Annotated in this window: 12 protein-coding genes; 10 read left to right on the forward strand and 2 right to left on the reverse strand. The window is 53.5% G+C overall.

Features of this window, described 5'->3' with window-relative positions:
- Nucleotides 1–5: 5 nt before the first annotated feature.
- From ACNKIB_RS06510 to gatB, 6 genes are all read left to right on the forward strand, one after another.
- Nucleotides 6–563 carry a hypothetical protein gene (locus ACNKIB_RS06510; RefSeq protein ID WP_417909738.1) on the forward strand — a complete coding sequence of 186 codons (558 nt, stop codon included), beginning with the start codon at nucleotides 6–8 and terminating at the stop codon, nucleotides 561–563.
- 43 nt (nucleotides 564–606) lie between these two features.
- The gene (locus tag ACNKIB_RS06515) at nucleotides 607–2,145 is read left to right on the forward strand and encodes a toll/interleukin-1 receptor domain-containing protein (protein WP_417909739.1); all 1,539 of its coding nucleotides are present in this window, start codon (nucleotides 607–609) and stop codon (nucleotides 2,143–2,145) included.
- A gap of 430 nt (nucleotides 2,146–2,575) precedes the next feature.
- On the forward strand, nucleotides 2,576–2,782 hold the full coding sequence (locus tag ACNKIB_RS06520; RefSeq protein ID WP_417909740.1) for a hypothetical protein: 207 nt from the start codon (nucleotides 2,576–2,578) through the stop codon (nucleotides 2,780–2,782).
- 52 nt (nucleotides 2,783–2,834) lie between these two features.
- On the forward strand, nucleotides 2,835–3,131 hold the full coding sequence (locus ACNKIB_RS06525; protein WP_417909741.1) for a nucleotidyltransferase family protein: 297 nt from the start codon (nucleotides 2,835–2,837) through the stop codon (nucleotides 3,129–3,131).
- Nucleotides 3,121–3,459 (forward strand): DUF86 domain-containing protein, encoded by a 339-nt coding sequence (locus ACNKIB_RS06530; RefSeq protein ID WP_417909742.1) that lies wholly within the window; start codon nucleotides 3,121–3,123, stop codon nucleotides 3,457–3,459. The genes ACNKIB_RS06525 and ACNKIB_RS06530 overlap by 11 nt, the downstream gene beginning before the upstream one ends.
- 32 nt (nucleotides 3,460–3,491) lie before the next feature.
- On the forward strand, nucleotides 3,492–4,961 hold the full coding sequence (gatB, locus tag ACNKIB_RS06535; RefSeq protein WP_417909743.1) for an Asp-tRNA(Asn)/Glu-tRNA(Gln) amidotransferase subunit GatB: 1,470 nt from the start codon (nucleotides 3,492–3,494) through the stop codon (nucleotides 4,959–4,961).
- Between the two features lie 33 nt (nucleotides 4,962–4,994).
- Here gatB and ACNKIB_RS06540 read toward each other — a convergent pair whose 3' ends face one another.
- Nucleotides 4,995–6,308, reverse strand: a complete 1,314-nt coding sequence (locus ACNKIB_RS06540) for a Coenzyme F420 hydrogenase/dehydrogenase, beta subunit C-terminal domain (RefSeq protein WP_417909744.1) — start codon at nucleotides 6,306–6,308, stop codon at nucleotides 4,995–4,997.
- A 78-nt stretch (nucleotides 6,309–6,386) separates the two neighbouring features.
- Here ACNKIB_RS06540 and ACNKIB_RS06545 point away from each other — a divergent pair, with 78 nt between their 5' ends.
- Both ACNKIB_RS06545 and ACNKIB_RS06550 read left to right on the forward strand, forming a co-directional pair.
- Nucleotides 6,387–8,339 carry an acyltransferase family protein gene (locus ACNKIB_RS06545; RefSeq protein WP_417909795.1) on the forward strand — a complete coding sequence of 651 codons (1,953 nt, stop codon included), beginning with the start codon at nucleotides 6,387–6,389 and terminating at the stop codon, nucleotides 8,337–8,339.
- A gap of 329 nt (nucleotides 8,340–8,668) precedes the next feature.
- Entirely contained in the window at nucleotides 8,669–10,189 is a 1,521-nt protein-coding gene (locus ACNKIB_RS06550) for a diguanylate cyclase (RefSeq protein WP_417909745.1), read from the forward strand.
- A gap of 435 nt (nucleotides 10,190–10,624) precedes the next feature.
- On the opposite strand, the gene ACNKIB_RS06555 is transcribed toward ACNKIB_RS06550, so the two are convergent.
- Complete coding sequence (locus ACNKIB_RS06555) at nucleotides 10,625–12,199, reverse strand: AmpG family muropeptide MFS transporter (RefSeq protein ID WP_417909746.1); 1,575 nt, start codon at nucleotides 12,197–12,199, stop codon at nucleotides 10,625–10,627.
- Between the two features lie 78 nt (nucleotides 12,200–12,277).
- Here ACNKIB_RS06555 and cysS point away from each other — a divergent pair, with 78 nt between their 5' ends.
- Nucleotides 12,278–13,753 carry a cysteine--tRNA ligase gene (cysS, locus tag ACNKIB_RS06560; protein WP_417909747.1) on the forward strand — a complete coding sequence of 492 codons (1,476 nt, stop codon included), beginning with the start codon at nucleotides 12,278–12,280 and terminating at the stop codon, nucleotides 13,751–13,753.
- Nucleotides 13,732–14,556 (forward strand): AmmeMemoRadiSam system protein B, encoded by an 825-nt coding sequence (gene amrB, locus ACNKIB_RS06565; RefSeq protein ID WP_417909748.1) that lies wholly within the window; start codon nucleotides 13,732–13,734, stop codon nucleotides 14,554–14,556. Before cysS ends, amrB begins: the two co-directional genes overlap by 22 nt.
- Nucleotides 14,557–14,690 lie beyond the last annotated feature (134 nt).

Consider the following 14,690-nt stretch of genomic DNA (forward strand, 5'->3'; position numbering starts at 1 on the left):
CGAACATGGACTTACTTGATCTGATCGAAGAGAAACGCTTTCTCGGCCAAGAGTTCCTCATCTGGCTTTGGTGCAAGTCTGAGGAGCGGGGCGGCAGCATTGATCTGCCGGGCCGGGGCACTGTACCGGTAGTGTTCGAGAAACACATGCTGTTGGAGTGCGGCGAAGGCCCTGAATGTGAGAAGCTGGTCTGTCGGGGTTTGATGACTGAGCTGAAAGAGGCGCGTGCTGGTCTAGCCTTGGGCAAACGGCCTGAGCAGGCTCGGTTGAAGATCGGTAGCGAGGAACGCGAATACAGCTTTACCCTCACCGCTGCCACGCTGGAGTTCCGCAGCATGAAGCTGCCTGCCACTGCTGGGGCTGATGACGGCGGCGGCAGCAATGAGCGCGAAGGCTTGGAAGGGCAGATTCTGGAGCGTGTTGCCCTGCTGGAGGAAGGCATAGAGCTGGTCAACGAGCTGTTCCGCCTCTTCCTGACGATTCGCGCTGCTGATACTTGGCCCAAAGAGCTGGCCAAGCTGCGGCAGTGGATCAGCAGCGGCGCAGATATGGCGGTGGCGTGAAACTGCGCAGGCAGGGGAGCTTGCTGCTGCGGAGGTAATTGACATGAGCCGGACAGCACTTGCCTTCATGAGTTATGTGAATGAGGACGACCGTCATGACAATGGATGGATGACGCAGTTCCGCGAACGTTTGAGCGGCGAAGTGCGGATGCACACCGGCGAGCCGTTCGACATTTTTCAAGACCGGAAGGACATTGCTTGGGGACAACAATGGCAGGAGCGCATCAACCAGTCGCTCGATGCTGTCACCTTTCTCATTCCGATCCTCACGCCAGCATTCTTCAAAAGCACTGCCTGCCGGGATGAGCTGGAGCGATTCCTGAAGCGGGAAGAGACGCTGGGCCGCAGTGATCTCATCCTGCCGGTCTATTATGTGAGCTGTCCTGTGCTGCAAGACAAAGCCAAGCGGGAGCACGACAAGCTGGCGAAGACTATCGCAGCGCGGCAGTATGCGGACTGGCGTGAGCTGCGCTTTGAGGACTTCACCTCGCCGCAGCTTCGTAAAGCCCTTGCGAAGATGGCGCAGCAGATTATGGCGGCACTGGAGCTCAGTCGGAAGGAGTCCGCCTGCGCTGCTGCTCATTCAGCAAATGCGGCAAAGGAAACACCGCAAGTCGAGAAGAGCGGCAAGGAACCTGCCAGTTCTTCCAATACATTCCAATCTAAAGGCGGAGAACAGAACATTGCGCAGGGCAGCAATGCTATCGGCACGCAGATCAACTACTATGGGCCTCAGGTATTGCCACCTGATAAGCCGAAGAATAAACCGGTTGTGCGGAAGGTACTTATTGCCGCTGCGTTCATGAGTGTCGCACTGCTTGTGGGAACTTATTATTCTGCTAATTCAATCAGCCATTACACTGACAGCAGCGATAAAGACAGGAATGATTGGGAGAGGCTCTCAAGGTTAGGTGAAGGCGGATTAACGTACTATCTTTATCAACATTCCAACGGTAAATGGGCAGATGAGGCTCGTGCTCGTATAGAACGATTGCGAAAAAAAGTGGAGGACGTTGACGCGAAGCGACCATTAAACATGGTTACACTGGACTCTCCTGATATCATATTCACATTTCTGTCCACTGGAAATACATATCATTCTGGTGAGGCTTTTCCTCCGCCAAAAACAATTGACTGCTCCCGTCTCAGACTCGCACCAAACGCATTCAAGGATGCTATCAAAGCTGGAGCACTCATAGTGGAGATAAAGGCTCCGCCGGAAGCTAAACTGATCAAGTCCATAGGCAAAGATGGCAAAGAAAACATCGAGACTGTAAAGATCAAACCTACTTATATCGGTGTGCTGGCATTGTGCAACGTTTCGGATAAAGCGAAGGGGCCAGATTCGCGAAGATATTGGATTCGAGGGCTTGACGAGTATCTTGCCAAGGGCAAAAATGGTTTAGTCTCCGTTGTCGGGGCTATGCTTTCTGATGAAGATCAGGGAACGCAGGAAATTCTCTTAAAAGAATTGATTGAAAATATGCAGAGAGAAATGGGTTTCGCCTATCAATACGCCGATTCGAGTAGCTTCTCTTGGATGCTCTGGCTGACAGATCAAACAGCCACCTTCATCGACTAATAGCGGAGTTGGCATCTTCGAGGACAATGACCTACGCGGCAACAAGGAGTAGGTGCAGCTCGCCAATCGCCCTGCGGCACCGTGCGGTTGTTCAGCGGGCAGTCGGCATTGCAGAGACACTAGGGTATCTCCCCTAAGAGACACTAGGCTGACTCCCTCCGAGTGACCAGGCTGACTCCACTGGAGTCAGCCTAGTGTCTCCACCTGAGTCACTCTAATGACTCCACCTGAGTCACCCTAGTGACTCCAGTGGAGTTAGCCTAGTCACTCCCAAAGAGTGACCCTAGTGTCTCCAAAAGAGGCTGCTGGCTGACTGTGAAGCGCAGAATGCGGGAGGGAATGTTCTCTGCCGGTTGTTCCTCTGGCCGGTTCTGTGTACAATGAGGCTGCCACACAACGCTTTTCTTGCAAGCTCAACAGACAAGTCCCCATGATCACTGTTCATCCGCAATACCTTGTTGATGCCGCGCTGACCCGCACCGCAGTCCTCATTTCTGCTGCTGAATGGGCGCAGATTCTTGAAGAACTGGAGGAACTGGATGACATCCGCGCCTACGACGCAGCCAAAGCTGGTCCGCAGGAGACTGTCCCCTTTGCTCAGGCACTGCACGAGATTGATCTGGAGAATCAGTCATGACCTATGCGGTCACAATCAATAGCGAAATAGACGAGCACATGGAGACATGATTATGCTTGATTTTGAGCAATATCAAGACCGAATTAGCAGCATCTGCAAGAAATACCATGTCAGGAACCTGATCGCCTTTGGCAGCGCAGTTACTGAGCACTTTCACGAGCAGAGCGACATTGATTTTTTGATAGAGCTGGATGGTGCGCAGGATGGACTCAAAAGGTACATGAACGTGAAGTTTGAACTGGAAGTATTATTCTCCCGCTCAGTTGATCTGGTCATGCCGCGAGCAATCAAAAACAAGCGCATCAGAGAATACATCTTCTCCAACACGAGGATGCTCTATGCCGCATGATCCGTTTGTTTGCCTTGAGGACGCAGTTGCCGCCTGCGAGCTGATCCTTCAATTCACGCAAGACATGGATGAAGAGCAATATGACGCGGACTTGAAAACGCAATCTGCGGTTGAGCGGCAATTTGAAATTATTGGTGAAGCACTCAACAGGATAAAGCACATTGACCCGACGCTGCTTGACCGTATTGACAATTGGCGCGAGATTATCGGGTTCAGAAACGTGATTGCGCACGGCTATGATGTGATTGAGAATGCAATTATCTGGGATTCTGTGCTGAAAGATATTCCACTGCTGCTTGTGCAGCTGAAGCAGATGCTCAACACATAAAACAAGCCGCTACTATTTCACAGGATAACATTATGGAATTTGAAACCGTGATTGGGCTGGAAGTCCATGCCCAGATGAAGACCAAGAGCAAGATATTCTGCGGCTGCTCCACCGCCTTTGGTGCACCGCCCAACACCCAGACCTGTCCGGTCTGCCTGGGAATGCCGGGTTCGCTGCCCGTGCTCAACCGGCAGGTGGTGGAGAACGGCATCAAGCTGGCCTTGGCTGTGGATGCACAGATCAACCGGGAGAACCGCTTTGCTCGTAAGAACTACTTCTATCCCGACCTGCCCAAGGGCTATCAGATTTCCCAGTTCGAGAAACCGATTGCCGAGCATGGCCGCTTGGAGATCGAGGTCAACGGCGAGAAGAAGACCATTGGCATAACCCGAGCCCACATGGAGGAGGACGCAGGCAAGCTGATTCACGACGAGCGCGAGCCGAAGAGCTATGTTGACCTCAACCGCACCGGCACGCCTCTGCTGGAGATCGTCAGCGAGCCAGACCTGCGTTCCCCTGAAGAGGCGGCTGCGTACCTCAAGCAGCTGCACGGCATCGTCCGTTGCCTCGACATCTGCGACGGCAACATGCAGGAAGGCAGTTTCCGTTGTGATGCCAACATCTCTCTGCGGCCCAGAGGCCAAGAGAAGCTGGGCACCCGCACCGAGCTGAAGAACATGAACTCCTTCCGCAATGTGCAATTAGCCCTCGAATACGAAGAGCGACGGCAGCGGGACATCTTATTGGATGGTGGCAGCGTCACTCAAGCTACCTTGCTCTGGAATCCAGATACCAACCGCACCGAGGCAATGCGGGGCAAGGAAGAGGCGCATGACTACCGCTACTTCCCCGACCCGGACTTAGTGCCAGTCGTGATTGACGAGGCGTGGATTGAGCAAATGCGAAGGAGCTTGCCAGAATTGCCCAAACAGCGACAATTGCGGTTCATAGAACTGCTCAGAAAATCAAACCAACAAAACGAGGCAGATGCCCTCGTTCTCCGAGAAGTAGCAAGGATTCTTGTCTCCTCCCGCGAGCTTGCCGACTTTTTTGAAGAGATCTGTACGCAGATCGCTCCGACAGTACATCCGTCGGCAGTGGCGAACTTCATTATGACCGAGATGCTACGCGAATACAGCCCTGAGCAGTTTAGTGACTGCAAAGTGAGTCCTGAGCAACTCGCTACTCTCCTGCTGATGGTGCAAGAGGGTAAAATCTCCCTCAAAATTGCCAAGACCGTCTTTGCGGAGATGCTGGCTACCGGCAACGATCCAGAGCAGATCGTCAAAGACAAAGGCTTGGTGCAGATGAGCGACGAAGGCGAGCTGCTGGCTGCTGTCCGCGAGGTACTCGCCGCTAACCCCGAACAAGTACGGCAATACCGGGAGGGCAAGACCAAGGTTATGGGCTTCCTGGTCGGTCAGCTCATGCAGAAGACCAAGGGCAAGGCCAACCCGCAGTTAGCGAATAAGCTGTTGCTAGAGGCACTGCAAGAGGAATAGCCCTTGTGAGGGACTCTCCTTCTCAGCCCCTTCTCAGTTCTGCCCGTGCCAGAAAGACACCTTCATCCGTAGCCGGTGAATAACGCTGATCCAAGGGGAGAGCAACACCCTCAGCACGAAAGCTCGGCCTAGGCGACCGCGAAACAGGCCAGCCATCAGGGAGGAGAGGTTCTTCCTCCATTCTGCCAGGCCAGGCTGAGGGATTGTGATATGATAATCCGGCACAGAGAGGTTCTGTTTGCGCCGCTTGGCCATCGCAATAGCTGCCCGGCTCCGTTTGCCTTTGACCATCGCCAAGGCTCGTTGCGAGAATCTGTTTGCGGGCAGGGGATGCAGGACAACAACGCCAGCCTTTTCCGCCGCTGCCAAGATCTGTCCGCCTCGGACTGTGCGCTGGGAAATTAAGGTGCAGCGTTCTAGCTTGCGCAACTCATCGGCATAATCAAAAGACCAGAAGTCGCCGAAGCTGAGATCGGCTAATTCAGAGGTGCCGTCAAGGCATAGGCGGCAGCGGTCAGGAGCATAAAGCCGGAACAGTGTATTGATGACAGTTCCGTATGCTTCACCAGGATGAAGAGGGATGCGATGCCCGCTTTTCTTCTCCACTACCATGCCGCCTGGCCAGCCCTCGCCTCGGAACTCAAAACGCGCTACTTCTTCCTGACAGATACCTGCTGCCTGGAGGAACTCCAGATGCGCTTCAGGCTGCAAGGTGCAGGAACAGTACAGGCCCAGGATGACCTCGATCTTGGCAAAGAGGGTCGGATCAGCCAGAGCCAGTTTTCGCAGTCCCTGCACCTGGCAAGGGCGGGCTACTACGACAAATCTCCCCTTGCTGGCGCGGACTTCCCGCAAGGCCTCCATAGATGGGACTAGGCAGTATTTGGACTGGGCAGCACTGCTGATCTCTTTAACGGTGCAGGCCAGCTTGCCTCTAAATAGATACGGCTTTTCTGGGTCGGCATCCACGATGACCGCACCATTGATCTGTCCTGTTGAGAGCAGGAAGAGGAGCAGGGCGGTGACTACGCCGCCGCTGGCCCCAGCATGGCGGATCTCATGGTCTGCTGCATGACCAACGAAGGTGCTTTCAAGAGGGCCTTGCAGATTGCTGTAGTCATAGGGCCTGCCATGCAGTTCCTGGGTAAGGGCAGGCAGATCTACCTCTGCCCCTGGACAGCAGGCAACGCACAAGCCGCAGGTTTGGCAGGGGCCTGTCAGTACAGGAAAACTGTGCTCGTCAAAACCCAGCGCATTTGCCGGACAGACTCCGACGCAGAGACCGCAGCGGGCGCAGAGTCCCTGGCTGATGACAGCAGCGTGCAGTAGGTGGAAACTCTTCTTCATAACCTGACCTTCTGTAAGGAGTGCTGGGCAGGCTCCTGGAAACCCAGCAAATAGATTCATGACTTTGAGGCATAATTGATGCTCCAGCGGCAGTACCGGGCTGACATTGACGGCCTACGGGCAGCAGCAGTTCTCGCTGTTCTCTTGTATCATTTTGACTTTGCCCTGTTCTCTGGCGGTTTCACCGGAGTGGACATCTTTTTTGTCATCTCCGGCTTTTTGATCACCCAGAACATTATGGCAGACATTGCCAGCGGCTCATTTTCTTTTGCCCGCTTCTATGCCAGGCGCATAAAACGCCTATTCCCAGCCCTGTATGCAACCCTGCTCCTAAGTTTGCTCTTCAGCCATCTACTCTTCACCCCGGAGCATCACGCACAGTTCGGCAAGTCACTGCTCGCCAGCCTGCTCTCCGTGTCTAATATTCTTTTCTGGAAAGAAGCTGGCTATTTTGACACCTCTGTCGAGTTCAAACCCCTGCTGCACACCTGGTCGCTGGCTGTGGAGGAGCAATTTTATTTTGTTTGGCCGGCATTGCTGCTCGTCCTGTCCAAGCTGGGCAAAAAATGGCTGCTGCTCTTTCTGCTGATCAGCAGCGTGGTTTCTGGGTATTGGGCAGAACGCTGGCTGAAGATCGATCCTTCGGGGGCCTTTTTCCTCACCCCCTTCCGGCTCGCCGAATTTGCCTGCGGTGCGGTCTTGGTCTGGCTGCTTCCCTTTCAGCCCAAAAATAAGCTGCTGTTGGAGCCGCTGCTCGCTGTTGGGTTCCTCTGCATCGGCTGGAGTATCTTCACCTTCAGTAAACAGACTCCCTTTCCCGGCCTCCATGCTTTGCTTCCCAGCTTGGGGGCCGCGCTGATCATCTACAGCGGCCAAGCACGCCTGCTTGGCTGGCTGCTCCGCAATCCGGTTTCCGCAGGCATTGGCCTGATTTCCTATTCGCTGTATCTCATTCATTGGCCGCTGCTGATTTTCTACAAATACTGGCATTATTCCGAACTCACACAGAACGACCGGCTAGGCTTACTCTTGGCCTGCTTCCTACTGGCCGGGCTGTCGTGGAAATTCGTTGAACAGCCATTCCGCAAAGGCCGCATTGTTTCGCAGAAAATCTTTTTCATGTTTTGCGGCTTGATAGCGGTCTTGCTGTTAACTGCTGGAGCCGCAGTGGTGCAGCAAGCTGGATTTCCTGAACGAATCAGCGGCAAATTTGCGCAAGTGAAGAACGTCGGGAAGTTTCATATTGATCAATACGGTGGCAAGGGGTATTCCTTTACCGGTCTCATCGGGACGAAAAAAAAGGAATACGATGTGATCATAACTGGCGACAGCTTTGTCCTCCAATATGCCGTTGGACTAGATCAACTCTTTCAGCGGCACGGCATCACGGCAAAAACAGCAACTGACTACGCCTGCATCATCGGGCCAGACATCACGTTCTTCTACAAAGGCAAGCCGGACGATACCTGCACCGCACAAAACCAGCGGTTCTTCAAGCTGGCAGAAGGCAACCGCAAACCGGTCATTTTATCGCTGGCCTGGGAATGGTATATTGAAGGTACCTGCGATGTTACAGGGAAGCAACTCAAATTTGCCAACCATAAAGCCTATGAGGATTTTCTGATTGAAAATTTACAGAAAATTAGAGCGAAGATCGGCGTAAACCGGCAGTTGATCCTCCTTGGCAATCCGCCTGGCAGTGGCAATCGGAACGGCATCATCTCCTGCCTGAATCGGCCCAGTTTTCTGCCAAACAACTGCCTGGAGACGATGGTATTTCCGAAATCGCAAGGTATCGGGCTGGCGGTCAACCAACGGCTACGGGAATTTGCCGAGGCGGAACCAAATGTTTGGTTCTTCGATCCATTTGATGTTTTCTGTCATCAGAACTCCTGTGCCGCCCTGGATTACAAAAACAACAAAATCTGGTATTCGGATGGCGGCCACCTCTCCATCGACGGTTCTATCAAGGCAGCAGAACAGTTCGGGCGAGAATTGCTCAGGATTATGCAGACCGAGGCCGTTGAGTAATCTCTGGCAGCAGAGATGTTCTCTCGGCTTAATCCCGCTGAATCTATCGCAATAAACTAACCTGCCCGAAAGAGCGGAGTATTAGACCTGCTGTTTCGCAGTCAAGTACCCCCGGCATAGCCTGGGGTACTTTCTAAAATTTAAGCATCACTTATAAATTTAACTACCATCGAATGTTACTTATCATTACAATGAAAATATAGCTCCAACTCTAACCGCTACTACGCCTTAGGGACTACCGTCAATTTTATCGTGACCGGAGTAAAATTATCTTGCGTATTATGCATTGGGCAGCACTGCACTGCCGCCATCAGCAGGACACGCTAACTATGCGTTTTTCTGTCAGCAGGACGGTACGAAAAAACAAAAAGCTGATTATATGTCTCAGCTTAATCATCCTCGTTGTCAATGCAATCTTCCTGTCTGTCAACTTCATTTCTCTCCGGGAAACCCTGTATGCCTCTCTGCTCCAGCAGGCAAAGCGGCACGAGGAGGAGTTCAAGCTCAACTTGAAAATGGTGTATAGCAGTATGCTCCAGATGTCCACCCTGATCAGCGGCAACAGCGAGCTGGGCCAGGCTTTTCTGTTTACCAAAGACAACAAAATGGCAACCAGCGGCAAGGGGGAAGAGAGCCAGACTTTGCCAGAGAGTAATCTCCGCCGCAAGACCTATCAGTTTGGTACCATGGAAAACAAACCGCATTTGCTTTCTGATACCATGCAGAACTACACCTGGCTGCGCGGGGTTTCACCGCTCTGGGCGGTGGATCCGGCTACCAAGGAGAAGGTCTATGTTGGCGCGATGGAGATCAGCACCTCTTTTAAAGAAATTGTGCCACTGTATGCCAAGTTGTTCCGAGTGGAAGCTGCTGTGCTGCTCAACAAGGATTATGTGAGAAACAGGATGTGGAACAGCCAGACAAAAGAGTATTTTGAGCAGCACCCAGAAGCCAATCACTATGTTGAGGCGTATAGTTCTTTAGAAGAAATGCTCAAAATACTCCCCAAGGTGTTTGTCAGAAGTGACTACAAGATTGATAAGATATCTATGGTTTACACCGAATCAAAGTACTATTCTGTCTATTATTTCCCCTTACCTGACTCGCAGGACGGAGAGATCAGTGAGGAGTTTCTGGTAGCTCCAGCTGGTTTTATGCTGATCTGGGAGGATGTCTCTGATCAGTTTGCCAACTCTGCTGTCAATTTTTCCATCAATATTTTATTGGCGATTCTCGGTTTTGTGCTGATTGAATGTGGGCTGATCTGGATACTCAACCGTGAGAACCGGCTGCATGTAGCGGAACAGTGCGCGGCAATCGATGAGCTAACCGGCCTTTATAACCGCCGCTATTTTGACGAACTGTTGGAGAGCGAACTGCGGCGGGCCGAGCAGAGCCGGGACATTCCCCTGTCGCTGATCATCTGCGATGTCGATTATTTCAAACGATACAACGATACCTACGGCCACAAAGCAGGCGATGAATGTCTGAAGAAGATCGCAGAGACCCTCAAGCTACAAGCCAGGCGCAGCAGCGACTGTGTAGCCCGTTACGGCGGCGAAGAATTTGTCATCGTCTTGCCGCGCACAGATATGCATTCAGCAGTGGACATCGCCGAAGGGGCGCGACGGGCGATCATGAATCTTGGCATCCCTCATATCAGCTCTGACATCGTGCCAATGGTCACAGTCACTCTTGGGCTGGCCTGTACCTCTGGTTTGGCCGAGTATGACAGCCTGTTTGAGGCCGCAGACCGCAATCTGTATATCGCCAAAAACAATGGTCGCAACCGGGTTGAGCCAGCCAAGGCAGCCATACCGCCCCGCAAAATAATTATCCCTCCTGCATAAGGCAACAAAAAGAAGGCAGGTTGATGTCACGTGCTCTTGGGCATCTTGCGCAGGTTGTGGAACTCCTCCAGGGAAGAGTAGTGCTCGTTTGCCAACGAGTTTGGCTCGATAAGAAAGGAGTTGTACTCGGCAGGCAAGCAGTTCGGCCTGGCCAAACTCCTTGCCTGTTAAGCCACAGAGGAGTTTGGCCGACTTGCAAAGGAGTTTTAGTCGGCAAAACTCCTCTGCGGCTTGGCTAAACTCCTTTGGTACTCGGCCAGACTCCTTTTCTGCCGAGCAAGATTCCTTTCCAAGTCGGCAGAACTCCTCTGTTGCCGAGCCAAACTCCTTTCTAAGTGAGCAAGAAAGGAGTGATTCCTACTTGTTAAACGACAAATACCGCCACAGAAGAAAACTGTTCACTCTCCGCTGCAATCTGTTGGCGATAACTTGGACTCAACTCTTCTGCACATTTAGCCGCCTTTCAGCCAGCCAGATGAGTACCAAGACCGGTAAGCCCATCAGGGCAGTTGCGAGGAAAAATCGTTCATAGCCCCAGGCTGTGACCATTGTGCCAGAATAGCCGCCGAGCAGTTTGGGCAAGAGCGTCATCAGCGAGCTGAAGATGGCGTACTGCATAGCGGTGAAAGAAATGCTGGTCAGCCCAGCAAGGAAGGCAACAAAGGCGGCAGAGGCGATGCCTGCGCTTAGGTTGTCCGCCGCAATGACCGCAGAGAGCAGCGGCACGTTGGCCCCAACTGCGGAGAGCAGTAGGAAAAGCAGGTTGGTGAGGCTGGAGAGGAGCGCACCGAGAAAAAGGATGCGCATCACGCCGTAACGGACAGTCAAGGTGCCGCCGAGAAAGCCGCCCAGCAGGGTCATGAAGAAACCAAAGGTCTTGGTGACGCTGGCAATGACCTCTTTGGAAAAGCCAAGGTCCTGATAAAAGAGATTGGAGATCACGCCCAGGATGATATCCGAGATGCGGTAGAAGCCGATCAAGGTCAGGAGCAGTAAAGCAGTACGTAGGCCGTAGCGGTTGAAAAAATCCAGCACTGGGTTGAAATAGGTCTGACTGACCATGCTACTGTCTGCCAAATTCCAGCGGATAAGTAAGACGGCAGCGGTTAAGGCGGCGCAGCTGGCCAGTAACAGGCGACCTGTTTCCGCCAGTAAAGAGGAAAAGGGAGCAAGCTCTTCGCCAAGAGCGGTACTGAAGAAGCCCTTGAACAGCCCGTCAAGCGTCAATACCACGCCACTGCTCAGAAAGAAGACGCAGGCAAAGACCCCAACCGTGCAGATAAAGAGCAGGAGAAAACGCAGATAATAACTGGCCGGATAACTGGAATTAGCCTTGTTCACTGCGGGTTCTGGGATGAGGAGAGTGGTGATAACTCCGGTCAGCATGACGCTCGCCATGATCAGATAGCTGCCCTGCCAGGCGGCGTAGTTGTACGCTTTCATACCAGTGCCAAACCAAGCGGCGATATACAAAGCCCCGGCCCCGGCAACCAGCATCCCAAGCCGATATCCGGCAATATAAGCCGAGGAGAGCAAAGCCTGCATCTCCTGTGCCGCGCATTCAATCCGGTACGCATCAATTACTATATCCTGTGTGGCTGAAGAAAAGCCGAGCAGTACAGCGGCCAAAGCCATAACCGTCAAGCTCTGCTTGCTTGCGACCGGATCCGTCATTGCCATGAGACAGATGGAAAAAATCACCGCTGTCTGAGCCAAGAGCAGCCAGCCTCGCCTTCTCCCTAATTTTCTCGTCAAGAACGGCAGGGGCAAGGTATCGATCAGCGGTGCCCAGACAAATTTGAAGGAATACCCTAAAGCGGCCCAACTAAAATAGGTGACAGTGGAGCGGTCGATTCCAGCCTCGCGCAGCCAGAGCGAGAGGGTAGAAAAGATCAGCAGGAGGGGAATACCTGCGGAAAAACCGAAAAAAAGCATCGTCACCACCCTGGGGTGCAGCCAGGCCTGCATGGTTTCACGCCAGCTTTTTTCTGCCGCATTCTCTCTGCGCATGTGCTTGTCCCTTCCAGATGACTGTGTTATGCTGGGGCCGATTCGATTCAACCCATTCTCTTTTTGAGCCGCTGAATAATGAAAACTGTCAAAATATATAACACGCTGACGAGAAAAAAGGAACCGTTGAAACCGCTAGAGGAGGGCCATGTCCGCCTCTACGTCTGCGGCATCACCTCGTATGACTGGTGCCACATCGGTCATGCCCGTTCCGCCTTGGTCTTTGACATGGCGGTGCGCTATTTACGCTGGCGCGGCTTCCGTGTCACCTTTGTCCGCAACTTTACCGATATTGATGATAAGATCATCAACCGGGCCAATGAGCAAGGGGTGAATTCGCAGGAGCTGGCTGAACGTTTCATCACTGAATTTTACACTGACATGGATGCGCTGGGCGTGGTGCAGGCGGATATTGAACCCAAGGCCACTGAGCATATTCCTGAAATGATCGCCCTGATCGAGCAGCTGATTGAACGCGGGCTTGCTTATCCCTCTGGCGGTGATGTCTATTACCGAGTGCGCAATTTTCCAGACTACGGAATGCTGTCAGGCCGCAAGTTTGACGATATGCAGGCTGGCGCACGGGTCGATGTCAACGAGCAAAAGGAAGACCCGATGGATTTTGTCCTCTGGAAGGGCGCGAAGCCGGGTGAACCGAAATGGCCCAGCCCTTGGGGCGAGGGTAGGCCTGGTTGGCACATCGAATGCTCGGCTATGAGCCGCAAATATCTGGGGGCAAACTTCGATATTCATGGCGGTGGTCAGGACTTAATCTTCCCGCACCATGAAAACGAGATAGCCCAGTCTGTTGGCGCAAACTGCCAGCCCTTTGCCAATCTCTGGATGCACCACGGCTTTGTTACGGTCAAGGAGGAGAAGATGTCCAAGTCGCTGGGCAATTTCCTCACCATCCGCGAGGTGCTCAAACAGTGGCCAGCCGAGGTGCTGCGCCTCTTTCTCTTTTCTACCCAGTACCGCAACCCGCTTGATTACAACGAAACCGCCCTGCGCGATGCCGAAGCCGGGCTGGATCGGCTATATGACTGTCTGGCCAAGCTCGCCGAACTGCCTGCCGCAGCCAGCGCAACAGGGTCATCGCTCCTCAGTGCCAAGGATAAGCAGGCCATCGCCTCTCTGCGCGAGCAGTTTGCTGCTGCTATGGACAACGACTTCAATACCGCCCAGGCCCTTGGCGTTCTCTTTGATGTGGTTAAGCTGCTGAACAAGGCTAGCCGCCTCTTGCTCGCCCAGCCAGGCAATGCCGAGGACGTAGCCCTTGTCCGCCAAGGCGGAGTAGATCTGCGCGAGCTGGCCGGACTGCTCGGCTTGCTGGTGCAAGACCCAGTGCAGCACATGCAGAAGAAGAAGGCCCAGATGCTGGCCGCTACGGATCTCTCTGAAGAGGAAATTATTACCCTGATTGCCCAGCGCAATGCGGCGCGTGAGCGCAAAGACTGGGCAGCCAGCGATGCGGTGCGGGATAACCTCCTGGCGCACAAGATTGAACTTCAGGATGGCCCGGAGGGAACGACATGGAGCGCACGTCTATGCTGAATCGTCAGCCAGCAGTTGCCGGGCAGTTGTACGAGGCCGAGCCAGACAAGCTGCGGAAGGAGGTGGCCCGACTTATTCCCTCTGTAAAGAAGAAACAAAAGGGAGCAGCGCACCTGGTCATTGTCCCTCATGCGGGCTATCTCTATTCAGGTCAAGTAGCTGGCGCAACGTTCGCCCGTGCGCATATCCCGGAGACGGTTATTCTCCTTGGCCCCAACCATCAATCCCTTGGAGCGTCGCTGGCAGTCAGCTCCGAAGATTGGGCAACGCCCCTTGGCCCAGTGCCACTGGCCCGGGACTTGGCCGAGGCCCTTGTGCATGGTTCCAAGCTCTTTGCCACGGACAATCTTCCTCATCAGCGTGAGCATTCCCTGGAGGTACAGCTGCCCTTTCTCCAATCTCTGCAAAAGAATCTGCGGATTGTGCCTATTGCGGTTTCTCGCCTCTTGATGCCGCAGTGTCGGCAGGCTGCGGCTGAACTGGCTAAGGTAGTCAAGAATTGTGCTGAACCAGTCCTGTTGGTTGCCAGCACAAACATGACCCATGACGAACCCCGGTTCGAGGCCTCAGAGAAAGATCAGCTGGCCTTGGGTCATGTTCTCAGTCTTGATCCGGTGGGATTACATCGCACGGTGTTGACCCAACGGATCTCCATGTGCGGCGTGATTCCTGTGACCATTGCCCTGCTGACCGCCATAGAGCTGGGAGCAGAGCATACAGAGCTGATCGGCTATGCTGATTCGGGTTATGTCACTGGCAACACCGAGCAAGTGGTAGGCTATGCCGGGGTCATGGTGCGGTGAAGAGCTGGCGTGCTCTCTGCGTTTCGCCAACAGCAGCCCCTGATGTTCTTCCAGGTGTTCTCCTTCCGCAGCGGCATTTCTTAGCCCTGCTTCAAGAAAGCAACGATTGTTATTGACATCTCCGGCTCGTGCAG

It is taken from the genome of Candidatus Electronema sp. PJ, assembly GCF_048287395.1.
Lineage (GTDB): Bacteria > Desulfobacterota > Desulfobulbia > Desulfobulbales > Desulfobulbaceae > Electronema.